At 73.6% G+C, this 14,519-nt stretch carries 14 protein-coding genes; 9 read left to right on the forward strand and 5 right to left on the reverse strand.

What is annotated here, in order from left to right; genetic code table 11:
• Nucleotides 1-244: 244 nt before the first annotated feature.
• Nucleotides 245-700 (forward strand): cyclic nucleotide-binding domain-containing protein, encoded by a 456-nt coding sequence (locus TU30_RS21240; RefSeq protein ID WP_042172340.1) that lies wholly within the window; start codon nt 245-247, stop codon nt 698-700.
• A gap of 13 nt (nt 701-713) precedes the next feature.
• Here TU30_RS21240 and TU30_RS21245 read toward each other — a convergent pair whose 3' ends face one another.
• Complete coding sequence (locus TU30_RS21245; protein WP_042172342.1) at nt 714-1,331, reverse strand: LysE/ArgO family amino acid transporter; 618 nt, start codon at nt 1,329-1,331, stop codon at nt 714-716.
• 70 nt (nt 1,332-1,401) lie between these two features.
• Between TU30_RS21245 and TU30_RS21250 the strand changes: the two genes are divergently transcribed.
• The 3 genes from TU30_RS21250 to TU30_RS21260 all read left to right on the forward strand — a co-directional run bounded on the left by TU30_RS21250 (nt 1,402) and on the right by TU30_RS21260 (nt 3,136).
• Nucleotides 1,402-2,298: a LysR family transcriptional regulator ArgP gene (locus TU30_RS21250; protein WP_042172344.1), complete on the forward strand. Its 897-nt coding sequence runs from the start codon at nt 1,402-1,404 to the stop codon at nt 2,296-2,298.
• A 152-nt stretch (nt 2,299-2,450) separates the two neighbouring features.
• A complete protein-coding gene (locus tag TU30_RS21255; protein WP_042172346.1) occupies nt 2,451-2,696 on the forward strand; it encodes a WhiB family transcriptional regulator in 246 nt (81 codons plus the stop codon).
• 89 nt (nt 2,697-2,785) lie between these two features.
• A complete protein-coding gene (locus TU30_RS21260; protein WP_042172348.1) occupies nt 2,786-3,136 on the forward strand; it encodes a DUF488 domain-containing protein in 351 nt (116 codons plus the stop codon).
• A 28-nt stretch (nt 3,137-3,164) separates the two neighbouring features.
• Here TU30_RS21260 and TU30_RS21265 read toward each other — a convergent pair whose 3' ends face one another.
• Both TU30_RS21265 and TU30_RS21270 read right to left on the reverse strand, forming a co-directional pair.
• Nucleotides 3,165-4,838 (reverse strand): FAD-binding dehydrogenase, encoded by a 1,674-nt coding sequence (locus TU30_RS21265; protein WP_042172350.1) that lies wholly within the window; start codon nt 4,836-4,838, stop codon nt 3,165-3,167.
• Nucleotides 4,839-4,854: 16 nt separating this feature from the next.
• Entirely contained in the window at nt 4,855-5,508 is a 654-nt protein-coding gene (locus TU30_RS21270) for a TetR/AcrR family transcriptional regulator (RefSeq protein ID WP_042172352.1), read from the reverse strand.
• Nucleotides 5,509-5,752: 244 nt separating this feature from the next.
• Between TU30_RS21270 and TU30_RS21275 the strand changes: the two genes are divergently transcribed.
• Both TU30_RS21275 and TU30_RS21280 read left to right on the forward strand, forming a co-directional pair.
• Nucleotides 5,753-6,493 carry an MBL fold metallo-hydrolase gene (locus tag TU30_RS21275; RefSeq protein WP_042172354.1) on the forward strand — a complete coding sequence of 247 codons (741 nt, stop codon included), beginning with the start codon at nt 5,753-5,755 and terminating at the stop codon, nt 6,491-6,493.
• Between the two features lie 71 nt (nt 6,494-6,564).
• A complete protein-coding gene (locus tag TU30_RS21280) occupies nt 6,565-7,800 on the forward strand; it encodes a DUF4032 domain-containing protein (RefSeq protein ID WP_042172356.1) in 1,236 nt (411 codons plus the stop codon).
• Between the two features lie 101 nt (nt 7,801-7,901).
• On the opposite strand, the gene TU30_RS21285 is transcribed toward TU30_RS21280, so the two are convergent.
• Nucleotides 7,902-8,774, reverse strand: a complete 873-nt coding sequence (locus TU30_RS21285) for a universal stress protein (RefSeq protein WP_042172357.1) — start codon at nt 8,772-8,774, stop codon at nt 7,902-7,904.
• A gap of 468 nt (nt 8,775-9,242) precedes the next feature.
• On the opposite strand from TU30_RS21285, the gene TU30_RS21290 reads away from it, so the two are divergent.
• The 3 genes from TU30_RS21290 (at nt 9,243) to TU30_RS21300 (ending at nt 12,932) form a co-directional block, all read left to right on the forward strand.
• Nucleotides 9,243-9,920 (forward strand): AIM24 family protein, encoded by a 678-nt coding sequence (locus TU30_RS21290; RefSeq protein ID WP_042172360.1) that lies wholly within the window; start codon nt 9,243-9,245, stop codon nt 9,918-9,920.
• 153 nt (nt 9,921-10,073) lie between these two features.
• Nucleotides 10,074-11,033 carry a threonine/serine dehydratase gene (locus TU30_RS21295; protein ID WP_042172546.1) on the forward strand — a complete coding sequence of 320 codons (960 nt, stop codon included), beginning with the start codon at nt 10,074-10,076 and terminating at the stop codon, nt 11,031-11,033.
• 225 nt (nt 11,034-11,258) lie between these two features.
• A complete protein-coding gene (locus tag TU30_RS21300) occupies nt 11,259-12,932 on the forward strand; it encodes a serine/threonine-protein kinase (RefSeq protein WP_042172548.1) in 1,674 nt (557 codons plus the stop codon).
• On the opposite strand, the gene TU30_RS21305 is transcribed toward TU30_RS21300, so the two are convergent.
• Complete coding sequence (locus tag TU30_RS21305; RefSeq protein ID WP_042172550.1) at nt 12,879-14,384, reverse strand: serine hydrolase; 1,506 nt, start codon at nt 14,382-14,384, stop codon at nt 12,879-12,881. The genes TU30_RS21300 and TU30_RS21305 overlap by 54 nt on opposite strands.
• Between the last annotated feature and the right edge of the window lie 135 nt (nt 14,385-14,519).

Genomic DNA, 14,519 nt, shown 5'->3' on the forward strand with positions numbered 1-14,519 from the left:
GCACCCCGCTTACCGTGACGGGGGTCCGGAGTAATGGTTTATCGTTCATACACACGTGGTGACGGAGCCGACGAACGTCCTCCCCGGCCACCTCTTGACCGCCCTGGCTGGCTTCCCCCGTCCAGCCAGGGCCTTCCCGTGCCCCGGAACACGGTGCCCGTGCCCGCCGAGGTGCCCCGCACGGCGGCAGCGGCTCCAATGGACGGAGGTCCCGTAGCGATTGCCCGGCGAGGAGCCCTGTCCCATGACCAAAGCGACCAAACTCCTGACCGCCCTGCCCCCGCCGCAGCGGGAGCGTCTGATGGCGCTCGCACGGGAGGTGTCGTTCCCCGAGGACACCCGGATCTTCGAGTCCGGGACCACCGCCGACCGCTTCTGGGTCGTCCGCTCCGGGGCGGTGTCACTGGATCAGCGGGTGAACGAGCTCCAGCGGGTCACGGTCGCCACGCTCGGCGCGGGCGACCTGCTGGGCTGGTCGTGGCTTTTCCCGCCCCACGAGTGGGACTTCGGAGCCGAGGCCTTCAGCCAGGTCCGCGCCTACGAGTTCGACGCGGCGGCCGTCCTGCGGCTGTGTGAGGAGGATCCGGCGCTCGGGCTGACACTGGTGCGCTGCGTCGCCGAGATCCTCGCGCACCGGCTGGAGGCGACGCGGGTCCGGCTGATGGGCCGGCAGGTCACGCGCACACGCGGGATTCCGTAGGGCCGCCCGTGTCTCAGCCTCCGGCGATGAGCGTGCAGCCCAGGACGATCATGGTGGCCGCGACCAGACCGTCCAGGGCCCGCCAGGCGGTGGGCCGGGCCAGAAAGCGGCTCAGCAGCCGGGCCCCGAAGCCGAGGACGGCGAACCAGCAGAGGCTGGCCAGCACCGCGCCGAGCCCGAACGTCCAGCGCAGCGGCCCGTGGTCGGCGGCGACGGAACCCAGCAGGAACACGGTGTCGAGGTAGACGTGCGGGTTGAGCCAGGTCATCGCCAGACAGGTGAACACGGCACGGCGGCGTGAGGTCACGGCCTCGCCCTCCGCCCTCAGCCCGGCCCCGTCCGGTCGGAGCGCCCGGCGCGCGGCCAGGGCACCGTAGCCGAGCAGGAACACGCCGCCGATCCAGCCGACCGCGGTCAGCGCGCCGGGCCATGCCACGACCAGCGCGCCGACCCCGCCGACGCCCAGGGCGATGAGCAGCGCGTCCGACACCGCGCAGATGCCCACGACGGCGAGCACCGCCTCGCGGCGGACCCCCTGACGCAGGACGAAGGCGTTCTGGGCACCGATGGCGACGATCAGCGAGAGGCCGGTGCCGAATCCGGCGGCGGCGGTGGTCAGGGTGCTGGTCATGCCGAGGACGTTAGAGGCCGCGCCCTGGTGCAGTACAGCTAATGATTCTTACGTACCCTTAGCCGACGTGATGGACGACCTGCCCCTGGACCAGGTGCGGACCCTGCTCGCCGTGGTGGACGAGGGCACCTTCGACGCGGCGGCCGCGGCCCTGCATGTGACGCCCTCCGCGGTCAGCCAGCGGGTGAAGGCGCTGGAGCAGCGCACGGGACGGGTACTGCTGCTGCGGACCCGGCCGGTGCGGCCGACCGAGTCGGGCGAGGTGCTGGTGCGACTGGCCCGCCAGGTGGCACAGCTGGCGCGGGACGCGTACGCGGAGCTGGGACTGAGCTCGGCCGGGGAGCCGACCCGGGTGTCGGTGGCGGTGAACGCGGACTCCCTGGCGACCTGGTTCCTCGAGGCCCTCACCCGCGTCCCGGACGAGCTGCGTCTCTGCTTCGAACTGCGCCGCGAGGACGAGGCCCACACCGCCGCGCTGCTCCGCGAGGGCGCGGTGATGGCTGCGGTGACCTCGTCGCCGGACGCGGTGCCGGGCTGCTCCGTACGGCTGCTGGGACGGATGCGCTATCTCCCCGCAGCCGAACCGGAGTTCGCCGCGCGGTATCTCGCCGGGCCGCTGGAGGAGACGCTGCCGCGGGCACCGGTGGTGACCTTCGACCGGCGGGACGACTTCCAGGACGCCTTCGTGCGTCGGCTCACCCGTGGCCGCACGGGGGCGAGCGCGAGCCGGCACCTCGTGCCGACCTCGGAGGGGTTCGTCGAGGCGGTGGCCGCGGGTCTGGGCTGGGGCATGGTCCCCGAGAAACAGGCCGATCCCCTGCTGCGGGCCGGTCGGCTCACCGTCTTCGCCCCGGACCTCACGGCCGACGCGCCCCTGTACTGGCAGCAGTGGAAACTGGACTCCCCGGCCCTGACGGCGTTGGCCGAGTCGGTGGCGGCAACTGCGGCCACCTCGCTGCGGAGGTGAGGGGGCGTCACCCGTCCGCCGTCGGCCGGCCGGGCGTGGCCGCGGTGACGCACGACACCGGCGACGCCGTTTCATCCGGCGCCGGCAGGTGACCCGTAACGGAGCAGGCATCCGAAGGATGCGTACCCATTCCGGATCACAGGTGGTTTTCCATGGATGACTGGCGGACCCGCGCGGCCTGCCGGGACGAGGATCCCGACCTCTTCTTCCCGATCGGGACCTCCGGCCCGGCCCTCCTCCAGACGGAGCAGGCGAAGGCGGTGTGCCGACGCTGCCCCGTCCAGCAGCAGTGCCTCGACTGGGCGATGGAGTCGGGGCAGTCCCTCGGGGTGTGGGGCGGCACCAGCGAGACGGAGCGGCGCGCGCTGAAGCGGCGGCTGAAGGCGCGACGCGCCTGAGGCAGCCCTGTGCCGTGTCCCGTCTCCCCGCCGTGCCCGGCCCGGTGGGCGGCGTTAGGCTCGCGGGAGAGCGTGGGAAGGGGCCGGTCATGAGCGTGCGTGTGCGCCGTGTCTACGAACCGCCCGAGCCGGACGACGGGACCCGTGTGCTGGTCGACCGGCTGTGGCCGCGTGGCCTGGCGAAGGACCTGGCCCGCGTGGACGAGTGGCCCAAGGGGCTGACCCCGTCCGCGGACCTGCGCCGCTGGTACCACACGGGCGAGCGGCCGTACGAGGAGTTCCGCGGGCGCTACGAGAAGGAGCTCACCACTCCCGAGGCGGTCGAACTCCTCGAACACGTAAGGGAGCTGGCCGCACAGGGCGACGTGACGCTGCTGACCGCGGCCAGGGAGCCGAAGACCAGTCACGCCGAGGTGCTGGCCCGCCTCCTCGGCCACTGACACGGCCGTCGCCTCCGGCGCCTGCCGGCTACGCCGTCTGCCGGGCCGCCGCCCGGCCCGCCGCGCGCCCCGAGAAGAGGCAGCCGCCGAGGAAGGTTCCCTCCAGGGCGTTGTAGCCGTGGACGCCTCCACCGCCGAATCCCGCGACCTCACCCGCCGCGTACAGCCCTTCGACGGGCCCGCCCTCGCCGTCCAGCGCGCGGGATTCGAGGTCGGTCTGGATACCGCCGAGGGTCTTGCGGGTGAGGACGTGCAGCTTGACCCCGATCAAGGGGCCGGCCGCGGGGTCGAGGATGCGGTGCGGGGCGGCCACGCGGCCGAGGCGGTCGCCGATGTAGCGGCGGGCGTTGCGGATGCCCTGCACCTGGGCGTCCTTGCTGAAGGTGTGGCCGAGCTGGCGGTCGCGGGCCTCGATCTGGCGCCGGACGGCGGCCGCGTCGAGGAGCGGCTTGTCGGTGAGGGCGTTCATCCGGTCGACGAGCTGCTCCAGGGTCGGGGCGGACACGAAGTCCGCGCCCTCGCGCAGGAAGGCGTCGACCGGGCCGGGGGCGCCCCTGCCCAGCACGCGTTCGCGCAGGAAACCGGCCCGGTCCTTGGCGGTGATGTCGGGGTTCTGCTCGGAGCCCGACAGTGCGAACTCCTTTTCGATGATCTTCTGGGTGAGGATGAACCAGGAGTGGTCGTACCCGGCGATGTCATCGGTGGTGCGCAGGTGCTTGAGCGTACCCAGGGTGTCGTACCCGGGGAGGCAGGGTTCGGGCAGCCGGCGGCCGAGCGCGTCGAACCACATCGAGGACGGTCCGGGCAGGATGCGGATGCCGTGACCCTGCCAGACCGGGTCCCAGTTCCGCACGCCCTCGGTGTAGTGCCACATCCGGTCCCGGTTGACCAGGCGTGCGCCCGCCCGCTCGCTGATGCCGAGCATCCGCCCGTCCACGTGGGCGGGGACCCCGGTGACCATCTCGCGGGGCGGGGTGCCGAGCCGCTCGGGCCAGTGACGGCGCACGATGTCGTGGTCGGCGCCCATACCACCGCTGGTGACGATCACGGCCTGGGCGGTGAGTTCGAAGTCACCGACCGCCTCGCGGTTGGAGGCGACGCCGCGCGGGGCGCCGTCCGGGGCCAGGACGACGCCCCGCACTCCGCTCGCGGTGCCGTCCTGGACCACCAGTTCGTCGACCCGGTGCCGGTGGTGGAAGGTGAGCAGTCCGTCGCGCGAGGCCTGCCGGGCGTGGCGGACGAAGGGTTCGACGACACCGGTACCGGTGCCCCAGGCGATGTGGAAGCGGGGCACACTGTTGCCGTGCCCGTCCGCGCGGAGGTCACCTCGTTCGGCCCAGCCGACGGTGGGCAGGAACGAGATGCCGTGCCCGGTCAGCCAGGACCGCTTCTCTCCCGCCGCCCATTCGACGTAGGCCCGCGCCCAGCGCACCGCCCAGGCGTCCTCGTCCTCGAGCCGGTCGAATCCGGCGCTGCCCCGCCAGTCGCTCCAGGCGAGGTCGAAGGAGTCCTTGACGCCGAGGCGCCGCTGCTCCGGTGAGCCGACGAGGAACAGCCCGCCGAAGGACCAGAAGGCCTGCCCGCCGAGGTTGGCGGCGTTCTCCTGGTCGACGAGGGCGACCCTGCGGCCCCGGCTGGTCAGTTCGTGGGCCGCGACCAGGCCCGCGAGACCCGCTCCGACGACGATGACGTCGGCGTCCATGACGACCGTCCCTTCCTCATCCGCGCCGGTGCGCGGCCGGTTCGGCGCTGCCGTCGGTGAGCAGCGCCGTCAGTAGTTGCCCGAGCCAGGCGCGGGCGTGCTCGACGTCCCCGTCCAGGAGCAGTTGGGTGGTGACTCCGTCGTACACGGCGACCACGGCGTGCGCGGCGCCGTCGGCGGTGCCGAGGACGGCGGGCAGTTCGGTGCGGCCGCGGGCCCGGCCCAGGTGGTCCGCGAGGGCGCGGCGCAGCCTGGCACGGTGTTCCAGCAGGGTGCGGGAAACCTCCGGGTGGCGGGCGGCACGCACCAGGAAGTCGGTCTTCACCAGCAGCCAGTCCCGGTCGAGCAGCAGCACCTCGGTGACGCGGTCCACGGCGTCGGGCACGTCGAGGTCGGGTCCGCCGCCGGCGAGGGCTTCGGAGACCTGCTCGGCGATGAGTTCGGCGCGCTCCGCGTACAGGGCGAAGAAGAGTTCGTCCAGGGTGGCGAAGTTCGAGTAGAAGGCTCCCCTGCTGTATCCGGCGGCCTCGCAGATCTCCTCGATCGCGACGTGCCCGAAGCCCTTGGCCGCGAACACGGCGAACGCCGCCCGGAGCAGGTTGGCGCGCGTGCGGAGGCGGCGTCCGGTCACTCGCCCGGCCACACGCCCGGTGCTGCCGTCCACGGCCATCCCGCCACCCCCGTTCGATACATGAACGTATCCGATACGTGAGTGCATCCATAGGCCTCGGGGACAGGAGCTTCCCGGACTTAGGGAACCTCCCGGCCTCCCCGGGGTCCTTCATCACCCGGCACGGGAGGCGCACCGCGTTCCCGGCCCGTACCGGTTGCGACACGAACGGAACCGCCCCCGCCGACGCCGTCCCGACCTGCTTCCCGGGTGGCCTCCGAGCGGGACGACGGACTGGACGACCGTGCGCGCAGGGGTACGGCAGGCGGCCGACGGCACCCACCTGGTGCACGGCTCGGACACCGACCGGGTGGTCCTCCAGGAGGGGAACGCCGTCACACCGACCGACACCGGGTACCCGGGCGACCGCGGACGGCTCCTCGCCTCCCCCGCGGACGCGGGCGGTTCACCGGAGTCGGTCGCGGCCGTCCTCATCACCCGCGCCCGCACGGACCACTTGGGCTCCGCCGAGTACCTGCGGGCCGCTCACGGCACGCCCGTGCACCCGCACGAGGCCGAAGTCCCCCACGCCCGCCGGGACTTCCCGCGCCAGGTGACCGTCGGGCAGGTGCTGCGCGGCAGCCGACGGCCGGGTGGGCCGCCCTGGGCACTGCACGTGGTGCGCTCCGGCGGCACGGCGCACGTGCCGGCCGCCGCGTCCGAGCCGTTCCCGCGGCCCGGCCCGCTGGACCTGCCCGGCCGGCCCCCGTGCACACCTCTGCCACACCGACGGGCACGGTGCGTCCTCCCTCTCCCGGACATCGGGGCAGTGGTGCCCGGCGACGCCCTGGTGAGCTCCCACCCGACCTCCCGGATCGACGGACCGCACCTGCTGCCCCGCATGTTCCACCACGAGCGGGCCGCCGTCGAGTCACTGGACATCCTGGCCGAGCTGGAGGGCGACCTGACGCTGCCCGGAAACGGCTCCGCGCACCGGGGGTCCCTGGAGGACGCGGCGGAGCAGGCCCGCGAACGCGCGCAATAGGCTGGGCGGACGACCGCCAGTGTGACAATCGCACTGGAGACGGCCGCCCAGGAAACGAGGACACCCGAGCCATGGCCCTGCAGATCAGCGCGACCAACCCGGAGCATCCCGCGCTCCTGCTGGAACTGCCCTGGCAGCTGCCGCTCCAGGAGTGGCCCGAGCGGTACCTGGTACCGCTGCCGCGCGGCATCTCCCGGCACGTGGTGCGCTACGCCCGCGCCGGTGACGAGGTGATCGCCGTCAAGGAACTCGCCCGGCGGCCCGCGCTGCGCGAGTACGAGCTGCTGCGCGACCTGGACCGGATCGGCATCCCCGCGGTGGACCCGCTCGCCGTGGTCACCGGCCGCGCGGGCACGGACGGGCAGCCGCTGGAGAGCGTGCTGGTCACCCGGCATCTCGGCGGGTCGATGCCGTACCGGTCGATGTTCGAGACGACGCTGCGCCCGGCGACCATGCACCGGCTGATGGACGCGCTCGCCGTGCTCCTGGTGCGGCTGCATCTCGCCGGGTTCGCGTGGGGCGACTGCTCGCTGTCCAACACGTTGTTCCGGCGGGACGCGGGCGCCTACGCCGCCTATCTGGTGGACGCCGAGACCGGTGAGCTGCACCCGGAGCTGAGCCCCGGCCAGCGCGCGTACGACCTGGATCTCGCCCGCGTGAACATCAGCGGCGAGCTGCTCGACCTGGAGGCCTCCGGGGCGCTGCACCCGTCCGTGGACCCCGTCGAGTTCGGCACCGAGATCTGCGCCCGCTACGAGGACCTCTGGCGCGAGCTGACCCGCACCTCCGTCTACCCTGCGGGCAAGTACCACTACATCGAGCGCCGGATCCGCCGACTGAACGAGCTGGGTTTCGACGTGGCCGAGATGCAGATCGAGCACGCCCCCAACGGCGACACGGTCACCTTCGTGCCGAAGGTCGTCGACGCCGGGCACCACCAGCGCCAGCTGCTGCGCCTGACCGGGCTGGACGCCGAGGAGAACCAGGCCAGGCGACTGCTGAACGACCTGGAGAGCTGGATGGCCACCCAGGACGACCACACCCCCGACGGCGGCCTGCCCGGCGCCCGCCCGGAGGTGCTCGCCCACCGCTGGGTGCGGGAGGTCTTCCGCCCGACCGTGCGTGCCGTGCCGCCCGGACTCCGCGGTCCGATGGACGCGGCCGAGATCTACCACGAACTCCTCGAGCACCGCTGGTACCTGTCCGAGCGGGCCCAGCACGACATCGGTCTCGACACCGCGGTCGAGGACTACATCAGGGACATCCTGCCCAAGGCCCGGGAGACACTGCGGCCGACGACCGACTGAACCGGGCGGGTGGCGGCGACCCGGGCTCCGTCGGCGTGGCGGCCGCACCGGGCGGCGGCCGGGAAGGACCGGTGCGGCCGGGAAGGACCGGTGCGGCCGGGTCAGTCGTGCGGTACCACCGCCACCGGGCAGTCCGCGTGGTGCAGGACGCCGTGGGCGACCGAGCCGATCCGTGCACCGACGGCGCTGCGGCGCGCGCGACGGCCGACGACCAGCAGCTGGGCCGTGCCGGACACCGACAGCAGCACCTGCCCGGCGCTGCCCATCTCCACGTGCTCGACGACGCGCACCTGCGGGTAGCGCTCACGCAGTGGCGCGAGGGCGTCCGCCAGGGACTTCTGCTCGTACGGCTCCAGGCCCCCCGCCTCGTCCATGAGCCGCAGCGTGTCGGGGCTGTAGGCGAACATCGGCGGCAGGGTCCAGGCCCGTACGGCCCGCAGGGTGGCCCCCCGCGCGGCGGCGGCCTCGAAGGCGAACTCCAGCGCGGCCGCGCTGTCCTCCGGGTCGCCCTGCTGGCCGACGACGATCTCCCGCCCGGCGACCTCGCCGGACGTTGTGTCCCCGGCCCGTACGAACACCACCGGCCGCCGGGCCTCGACGATCACCTGCTGACCGACCGAGCCGACCAGAAAGCCCATGATCCGCCCGTGCCCGCGGGAGCCGAGCACCAGCATCTCGGCGTCCGCGGCGGCCCCGGCCAGAGCCTCGACCGCGTCCCCTTCCAGGACGTCGGTGGTCACCGCGAGGGCGGAGTGCCGTTCGGTGACCTGGCGGACCGACTCGGTCACCGCGTCGCGCACCCAGCGCTCCTGGGTGGCGGCATCGCCTGCGTCGACCGTCTCGTGCGTCTGGAAACGCCAGGCGTGCACCACCCGCAACGGCCGTCCCCGGCGGACCGCTTCCCTCGCCGCCCAGGCCAGTCCGGCGAGGCTCTCCCCGGTTCCGTCGACCCCTGCCGTGATCGGGCGTGTCATGCGGTTCCTCCTGTGTCGTGTCCACTACGCACGGTCCAGTCTTCCCTAACCCGCCTTCACGGCTTCGACCTGGGAGCAGGTAGTGGTGGACGCGGCGGATCCGGTGGCGCCGGGACGCTGGTGGGCCGAGGTCCCGGCCGGGTGGTGCGGGGCGACTCGCCCGAGGAGTGCGAGATCCGGCCGGACCGGGACCGGCTGCAGGACCGGTCTTCGTGCCGGTGCCGGTGCCGGACGAGCGGACCGTGAAGAACCGGCTCCGTCCGCGTGTCCGGCCCGACGACCGGGCGGCAAAGGCCGCCCGTCCCCTCCGCCCCCGGCGCCCGCCGGGGGCGGAGGTCGGCCCTGTCGTCCGGCACAAAGGGCGGCAGGCGGGCGGCGGCCCGCCGGTACGTACCGGATCCAGCTCCTCGGTGTTCGGGGACTGGCCGGATCTTGGCGGAGGGGGCCCTTCCGGGTGAGGATGCCTGCATGAAGGGTGATCTGTTTTCCAGCCGGCACATGGTGCAGCCCGCCTCGGCCCCGGGCATGACGGTCGAGAACGCCAAATGCATCCGCTACGTGGTCAACGGCGAGATGCACGCCCGGCAGGGCGCGATGATCGCCTACCGCGGCGGGCTCCAGTTCGAGCGCAAGGGTCAGGGCGTGGGCGGCATGCTCAAGCGCGCGGTGACCGGCGAAGGGCTGCCGCTGATGGCGGTGCGGGGGCAGGGCGAGGCCTGGTTCGCGCACGAGGCACAGAACTGTTTCATCGTCCAGGTCGATCCCGGCGACGAGTTCACCGTCAACGGCCGCAACGTCCTGTGCTTCGACTCCACGCTGTCGTACCGCATCGCGACCGTGAAGGGTGCCGGCATCACCGGTGGCGGCCTGTTCAACAGTGTCTTCACGGGGCACGGCCTGCTGGGCCTGGTGTGCGAGGGCGACCCACTGGTCCTCCCGGTGTCCCCGCAGTACCCGGTCCACGTCGACACGGACGCGATCGTGGGCTGGACGGCGGGCCTGTCGACCACCCTGCACCGTTCGCAGTCGCTCGGCTCGATGCTGCGCGGCGGCTCGGGCGAGGCGGTGCAACTGGTGCTGCAGGGTGAGGGGTACGTCATCGTGCGGCCCAGTGAGGCCACGCCGGTGAAGGCACAGCAGCACTGAGGGCCGTCCCGGACCCCCGCTCCGGCTTCCGGCGCGGCCGCGCCTCCGGCGGGTACGACCCGCCGGGCGAACCGTGTTGACCCCGGTGGTCCGGCCGGGTCAGGGTTCCTCTCGGCGCGGATCATGTCCCCCGTGCCAGGGAGGGTGGTTGTGGTGATCGGGATGCCGGAGATCGAGGCCGCGGCCGGGCGGATCGCCGGACACGTGGTACGGACGCCGACGGTAGCGAGCCCCGGGCTGTCGGCGCTGCTGGGCGTCCCGGTCACGGCGAAGCTGGAACTGTTGCAGCGCACCGGCTCGTTCAAGGCCCGCGGCGCGGTGGCGAAGCTGTTGTCGTTGAGCGGGGCGGAGCGGGCCGCCGGGGTCGTGGCGGTGAGCGGCGGGAACCACGGGATCGCCGTCGCGGTCATGGCCGCCGCCCTCGACGTCAAGGCCACGGTGGTGATGCCGCGGTCGGCGCCCGCGCGGGCCGTGGAGGTCGCGGAGAGCGCGGGCGCGTCGGTACGGCTGACCGACGACATGGACGGCGCGTTCGCGCTGATGGCACGGCTCCAGCAGGAAGGGCTGACCCTCGTCCACCCCTTCGACGACCCGGTGGTGGTCGCCGGGCAGGGCACGGTGGGACTGGAGTTCGCCGACGACGCCGGTGACCTCACCGACGTCCTGGTGAGCATCGGGGGCGGCGGGCTGATCTCCGGTGTGGCGGCGGCGCTGCGGGCCCGGCGGCCCGGGATCCGGATCTGGGGTGTGGAGACCGAGGGCGCCCAGGCGATGTCCGAAGCGCTCGCGGCGGGCGGACCGGTGCCGGTCGGACTGTCGTCGATCGTCTCCACGCTCAGCGCCCCGACGGTGTCGCAGTTGACGTACGAGCATGTGTCGGCGCTGGTCACCGAGGTACTGGTGGTGCCCGACCGGGAGGCCGTGCGGGGTTCGCTCGACCTGGCGGACCATGCCAAGGTGTGGACGGAGCCGGCCGCGGGGGCTCTGCTGCCCGCCGCGCGAAGAGTGCTGGAACGGGTCGGTGGGAGGGCAGGGATCGGGCTGGTGGTGTGCGGGGGCAACGCGACCACCGGCGACATGATCGCCTGGGCGTCCCGCTTCGGGCTGCGGTGAGCCTTCCGGCCGGGCCGTCGTGACACCCGGTCGTGACGTCCTGTCCGCTCCCTGCCCCGACGCGGAACCGGGATCGGGGCCGGGCTCCTGGGCACACCCGGGGTTTGACCGAAGGACAGTAATGCGCCGGAGCCGGGATTCGGGCGCCGCCCCTTGAACGGAGGCCGTGCGGTCCCGCGTACCACTGGGAAAGGCGGGAAGCAGCGGCGTCGACGAGGGATGACCATGGGCAGGACGCACGTCTCCACAGACCGGCCGGTCGCCGGGCGGTACCGGCTGGTCGAGATCATCCACCGCGAGACCCACCACGTCAGCTGGTACGCCGACGACCTCACGACGGGCCGCCCCTGCCTGGTCACACAGGTCGCGCTGCCCGGGAATCCGGGCGAGGACGGGCGCCACGCCCTCTCCCGCACCCACGTCCCCTCCCGTGTCCTGCGTACGACCGAAACGGTGGCGCGGTTGTGTCCCGGCCGGATCGCCGCCGTCCTCGACTCCGTCGACGAGGACGGTTTCCTGTGGACCGCCGCCGCCTGGGTCGACGGCACTCCTCTCGGTGAACTCCTGGCCGAGCGGGGCTCGTTCCCCTTCGTGCGGGCCGCGCGCATCGGGCTGGAACTGCTCGACGTGCTGGACGCCGCGCACAGCGCGGGTGTGACGCACGGCGAACTCGGTCCCGGCCAGGTGTTCGTGCGGGAGACCGGCCCGGTCGTGGTCACCGGGTTCGGCCTGGCGGGCACCGGTCCGGCCCAGCGGCTCACGGCGCCGTCGTACGCGGCGCCGGAGCAGGCCCGCGGCGAAGACACCGGGCCCGGGGCGGACCTGTGGGCGCTGGGCGCGCTCCTCCACACGATGGTCGAGGGACGCCCGCCCTTCCGTGACCGGGGGCGGCCGGAGGCCACGCTGAGGGGGGTGGACCGGCTGCCGTTGCGCACGCCCCTGCGCGCGGGGCCGCTCACCCAGGTCGTCCAGGGGCTGCTGCGCAAGGACCCGGTGGAACGGCTGACCCGGCAGGTGGTCCGCGAGGCGCTCGGCCGTGTCCTCGCGGAGAACCCCGGCTCCGCCTCCGACGCCGTGCCGAACCGCCCTCGGCGGCGCCGCCCGTACCCCACCCTTCTCGGAGACCTCGGCCGCGGCGGGAACAGACGGACGGCGGTCCTCGGCACCACTCTGGCCGTGCTCACCGCAGCGGTCGCCGTGCTCACCACGGCCCCCCAGGGGCTGCCCGGCACCGGCTCCGAGTCCGCCGGCGGCACACCGAGCGCGCCGCCCGCCTCCGCCGCAGCTCCGCCCGCCCCGTCGGCCGGGCCCGGGGCGTCCGGTGAGCCCGGCGGCCGAAGGACGCCCGCGCCGTCCGCCACCGCGACTCCCCCGCCCCCGCCGGCCCCGACCACCCCGGCTCCCTCGGGGAGGGGGGACCTCCCGCCCGGTTATCGCGTCCTGCGGACGCCGGAGGGGTTCTCCGTCGCACTTCCCGAGGACTTCGAGCGCGTGGACACCTCCCGCGTCCTTGACCTCGCCTACCGCATCACCTTCGGCACGGACGACGGTGCCCGCACCCTCGCGGTCACCTACAGCGAGCGGGTGGGGGCCGACCCGGTGGCCGTGTGGCGGGACGACGTGGAGCCTCCCCTGGAACGGACGGCCGGCTACCAGCGGATCGGCACGATCCGCGCGGCCACGTACCAGGGGCGCGAGGCCGCCGACATGGAGTGGCTCTCGACGGATGACGGCCTGCGGGTACGCACCTTCGGCCGCGGGTTCCTGCTGGGCGGCGGACGCGGCTTCTCGCTGCGCTGGACGACCCCGGCCGCCGACTGGGAGGACCCCGCGAACCGGGAGGCGCTACGGACGTTCCTGCGGACCTTCCGGCCGTCCTCCGGCCGGGCCGGAGACTGAGACCGAGCCGCGCGGTGCGCGCAGCCGGCGCAGGGGCACGGGCGGCCGGCTCAGCGGGCGGGTGCGCCAGTGGGCCGTGAAGGTCCGGTCCGCGAGGGAGCACGTGACCCGGAGGCGGTGCGGGGTCTCCAGGAACACCACCTCCACGGCGAGGGTGCCGTCGTCGGCCCAGCCGCCGCTCACCGCGACCGGTCCGGGCTGGTCCTGGACCGCCCACCCCGTGCCGCCGAGCGGCAGGTCGAGGCGGTGGCCGTCCTCCACGAGGCTCAGCGTCCAGCGGTCCCCGGCGTCCTGTGCCAGCTCGGCGGCGGTCAGCGTCGGCTGGTCCGCGCAGACCCCGCCGTACGGGGTGAGGCGCGCGGTGGCCCGGTCCCGCGCCCCCCCCGGCGGCACCGGGCTCCCTGCTGCCGGTGGCAGGGCGAGCCGGGCGAGGCGCTCGCCGAGAGCCCGGTCCTCGGCGTCCCGTCCGGTGAGCGGGCCGGGGTGGAAGGCCGGTACGAGATGCCGCCAGACCAGGTTCAGGTACTGCTGCATCTGCTCGGTCGCCGCCGTCGTGGCGATCACGGCGTCGTACTCGGGCAGCACGAGGCAGAACTGGCCGTACGCCCCGTCGCCCCGGAACCCGTGCCGGGACATCCAGAACTGGAACCCGTAGCCCCGGTCCCAGTCCTGCCGGTCGGTCTCCCCCATGGCCCCGGCGGTCGGTATGTGCGCACGCGTGGCCCTGGCGACCCATCCCTCGGGCAGCAGCCGCTTGCCGTCCCACACCCCGTCGCCGAGGTACAGCAGGCCGAGCCGGGCGATCGCGTCGGTGGTGGCGTGCAGCCCGCTGAAGCCCAGCTCACGGCCGGTGCGGTCGCGCTCCCACAGGGTCTCGCCGATGCCGAGCGGGTCCAGCAGGCGGGGCCGCAGCCAGTCGGTCAGCCGCTGTCCCGTCTCCCGCTGCATGATCGCGGCGAGCGTGTACGTGCAGAGCTGGTTGTACGCGAAGACCGTGCCGGGGTCGTGGTCGGGCGGCTGGAGCAGAAATCCGCGTACCGGCTCGGCGGGGTCGGTCGCGTAGGCCACGTCGACGGTGTCGGCCACGTGACCGCTCGCCATCGACGCGATGTGCCGGACCAGCATCGACCGGCTGCGCGGGTCGGTGATGTCCGCTTCGAGTTCCGGGAAGTACGAGAGCACCGGGGCGTCGAAGTCGATCAGCCCCTCGGCCTCCGCGAGGGCGGCGGCGGTGGCGGTGAAGTTCTTGCTGAGCGAGTAGAGCAGGTGCGGCCGCTCGGGGGTGTACGGCGCCCACCAGCCGGTGGCGGCCTGCCGGCCGTGGCGCAGGATCATCAGGCTGTGCGGCTCGATGTCCGGGGCGTCGCCGAGGGCGTCGAGGAAGGCGTGGACACCGGAGGCGTCGACGCCCAGCTCTGCGGGGGTGCCGGTGGGCAGCGGGTGAGCAGTCATGGGGTCGATCATGCCCTGCCACCCGGACTCGACGCACCGTCGGGCGGTCAGCGGTGGGGACCGCCGAGCGGCGGACCGGCACGGTGATGCGGATCAGTCCCCGGACGGCTGGGCATGTCCCGCCTCTTCGGGGTA

The sequence above is a fragment of the Streptomyces sp. NBRC 110035 genome (assembly GCF_000829695.1).
Taxonomy (GTDB): domain Bacteria; phylum Actinomycetota; class Actinomycetes; order Streptomycetales; family Streptomycetaceae; genus Streptomyces.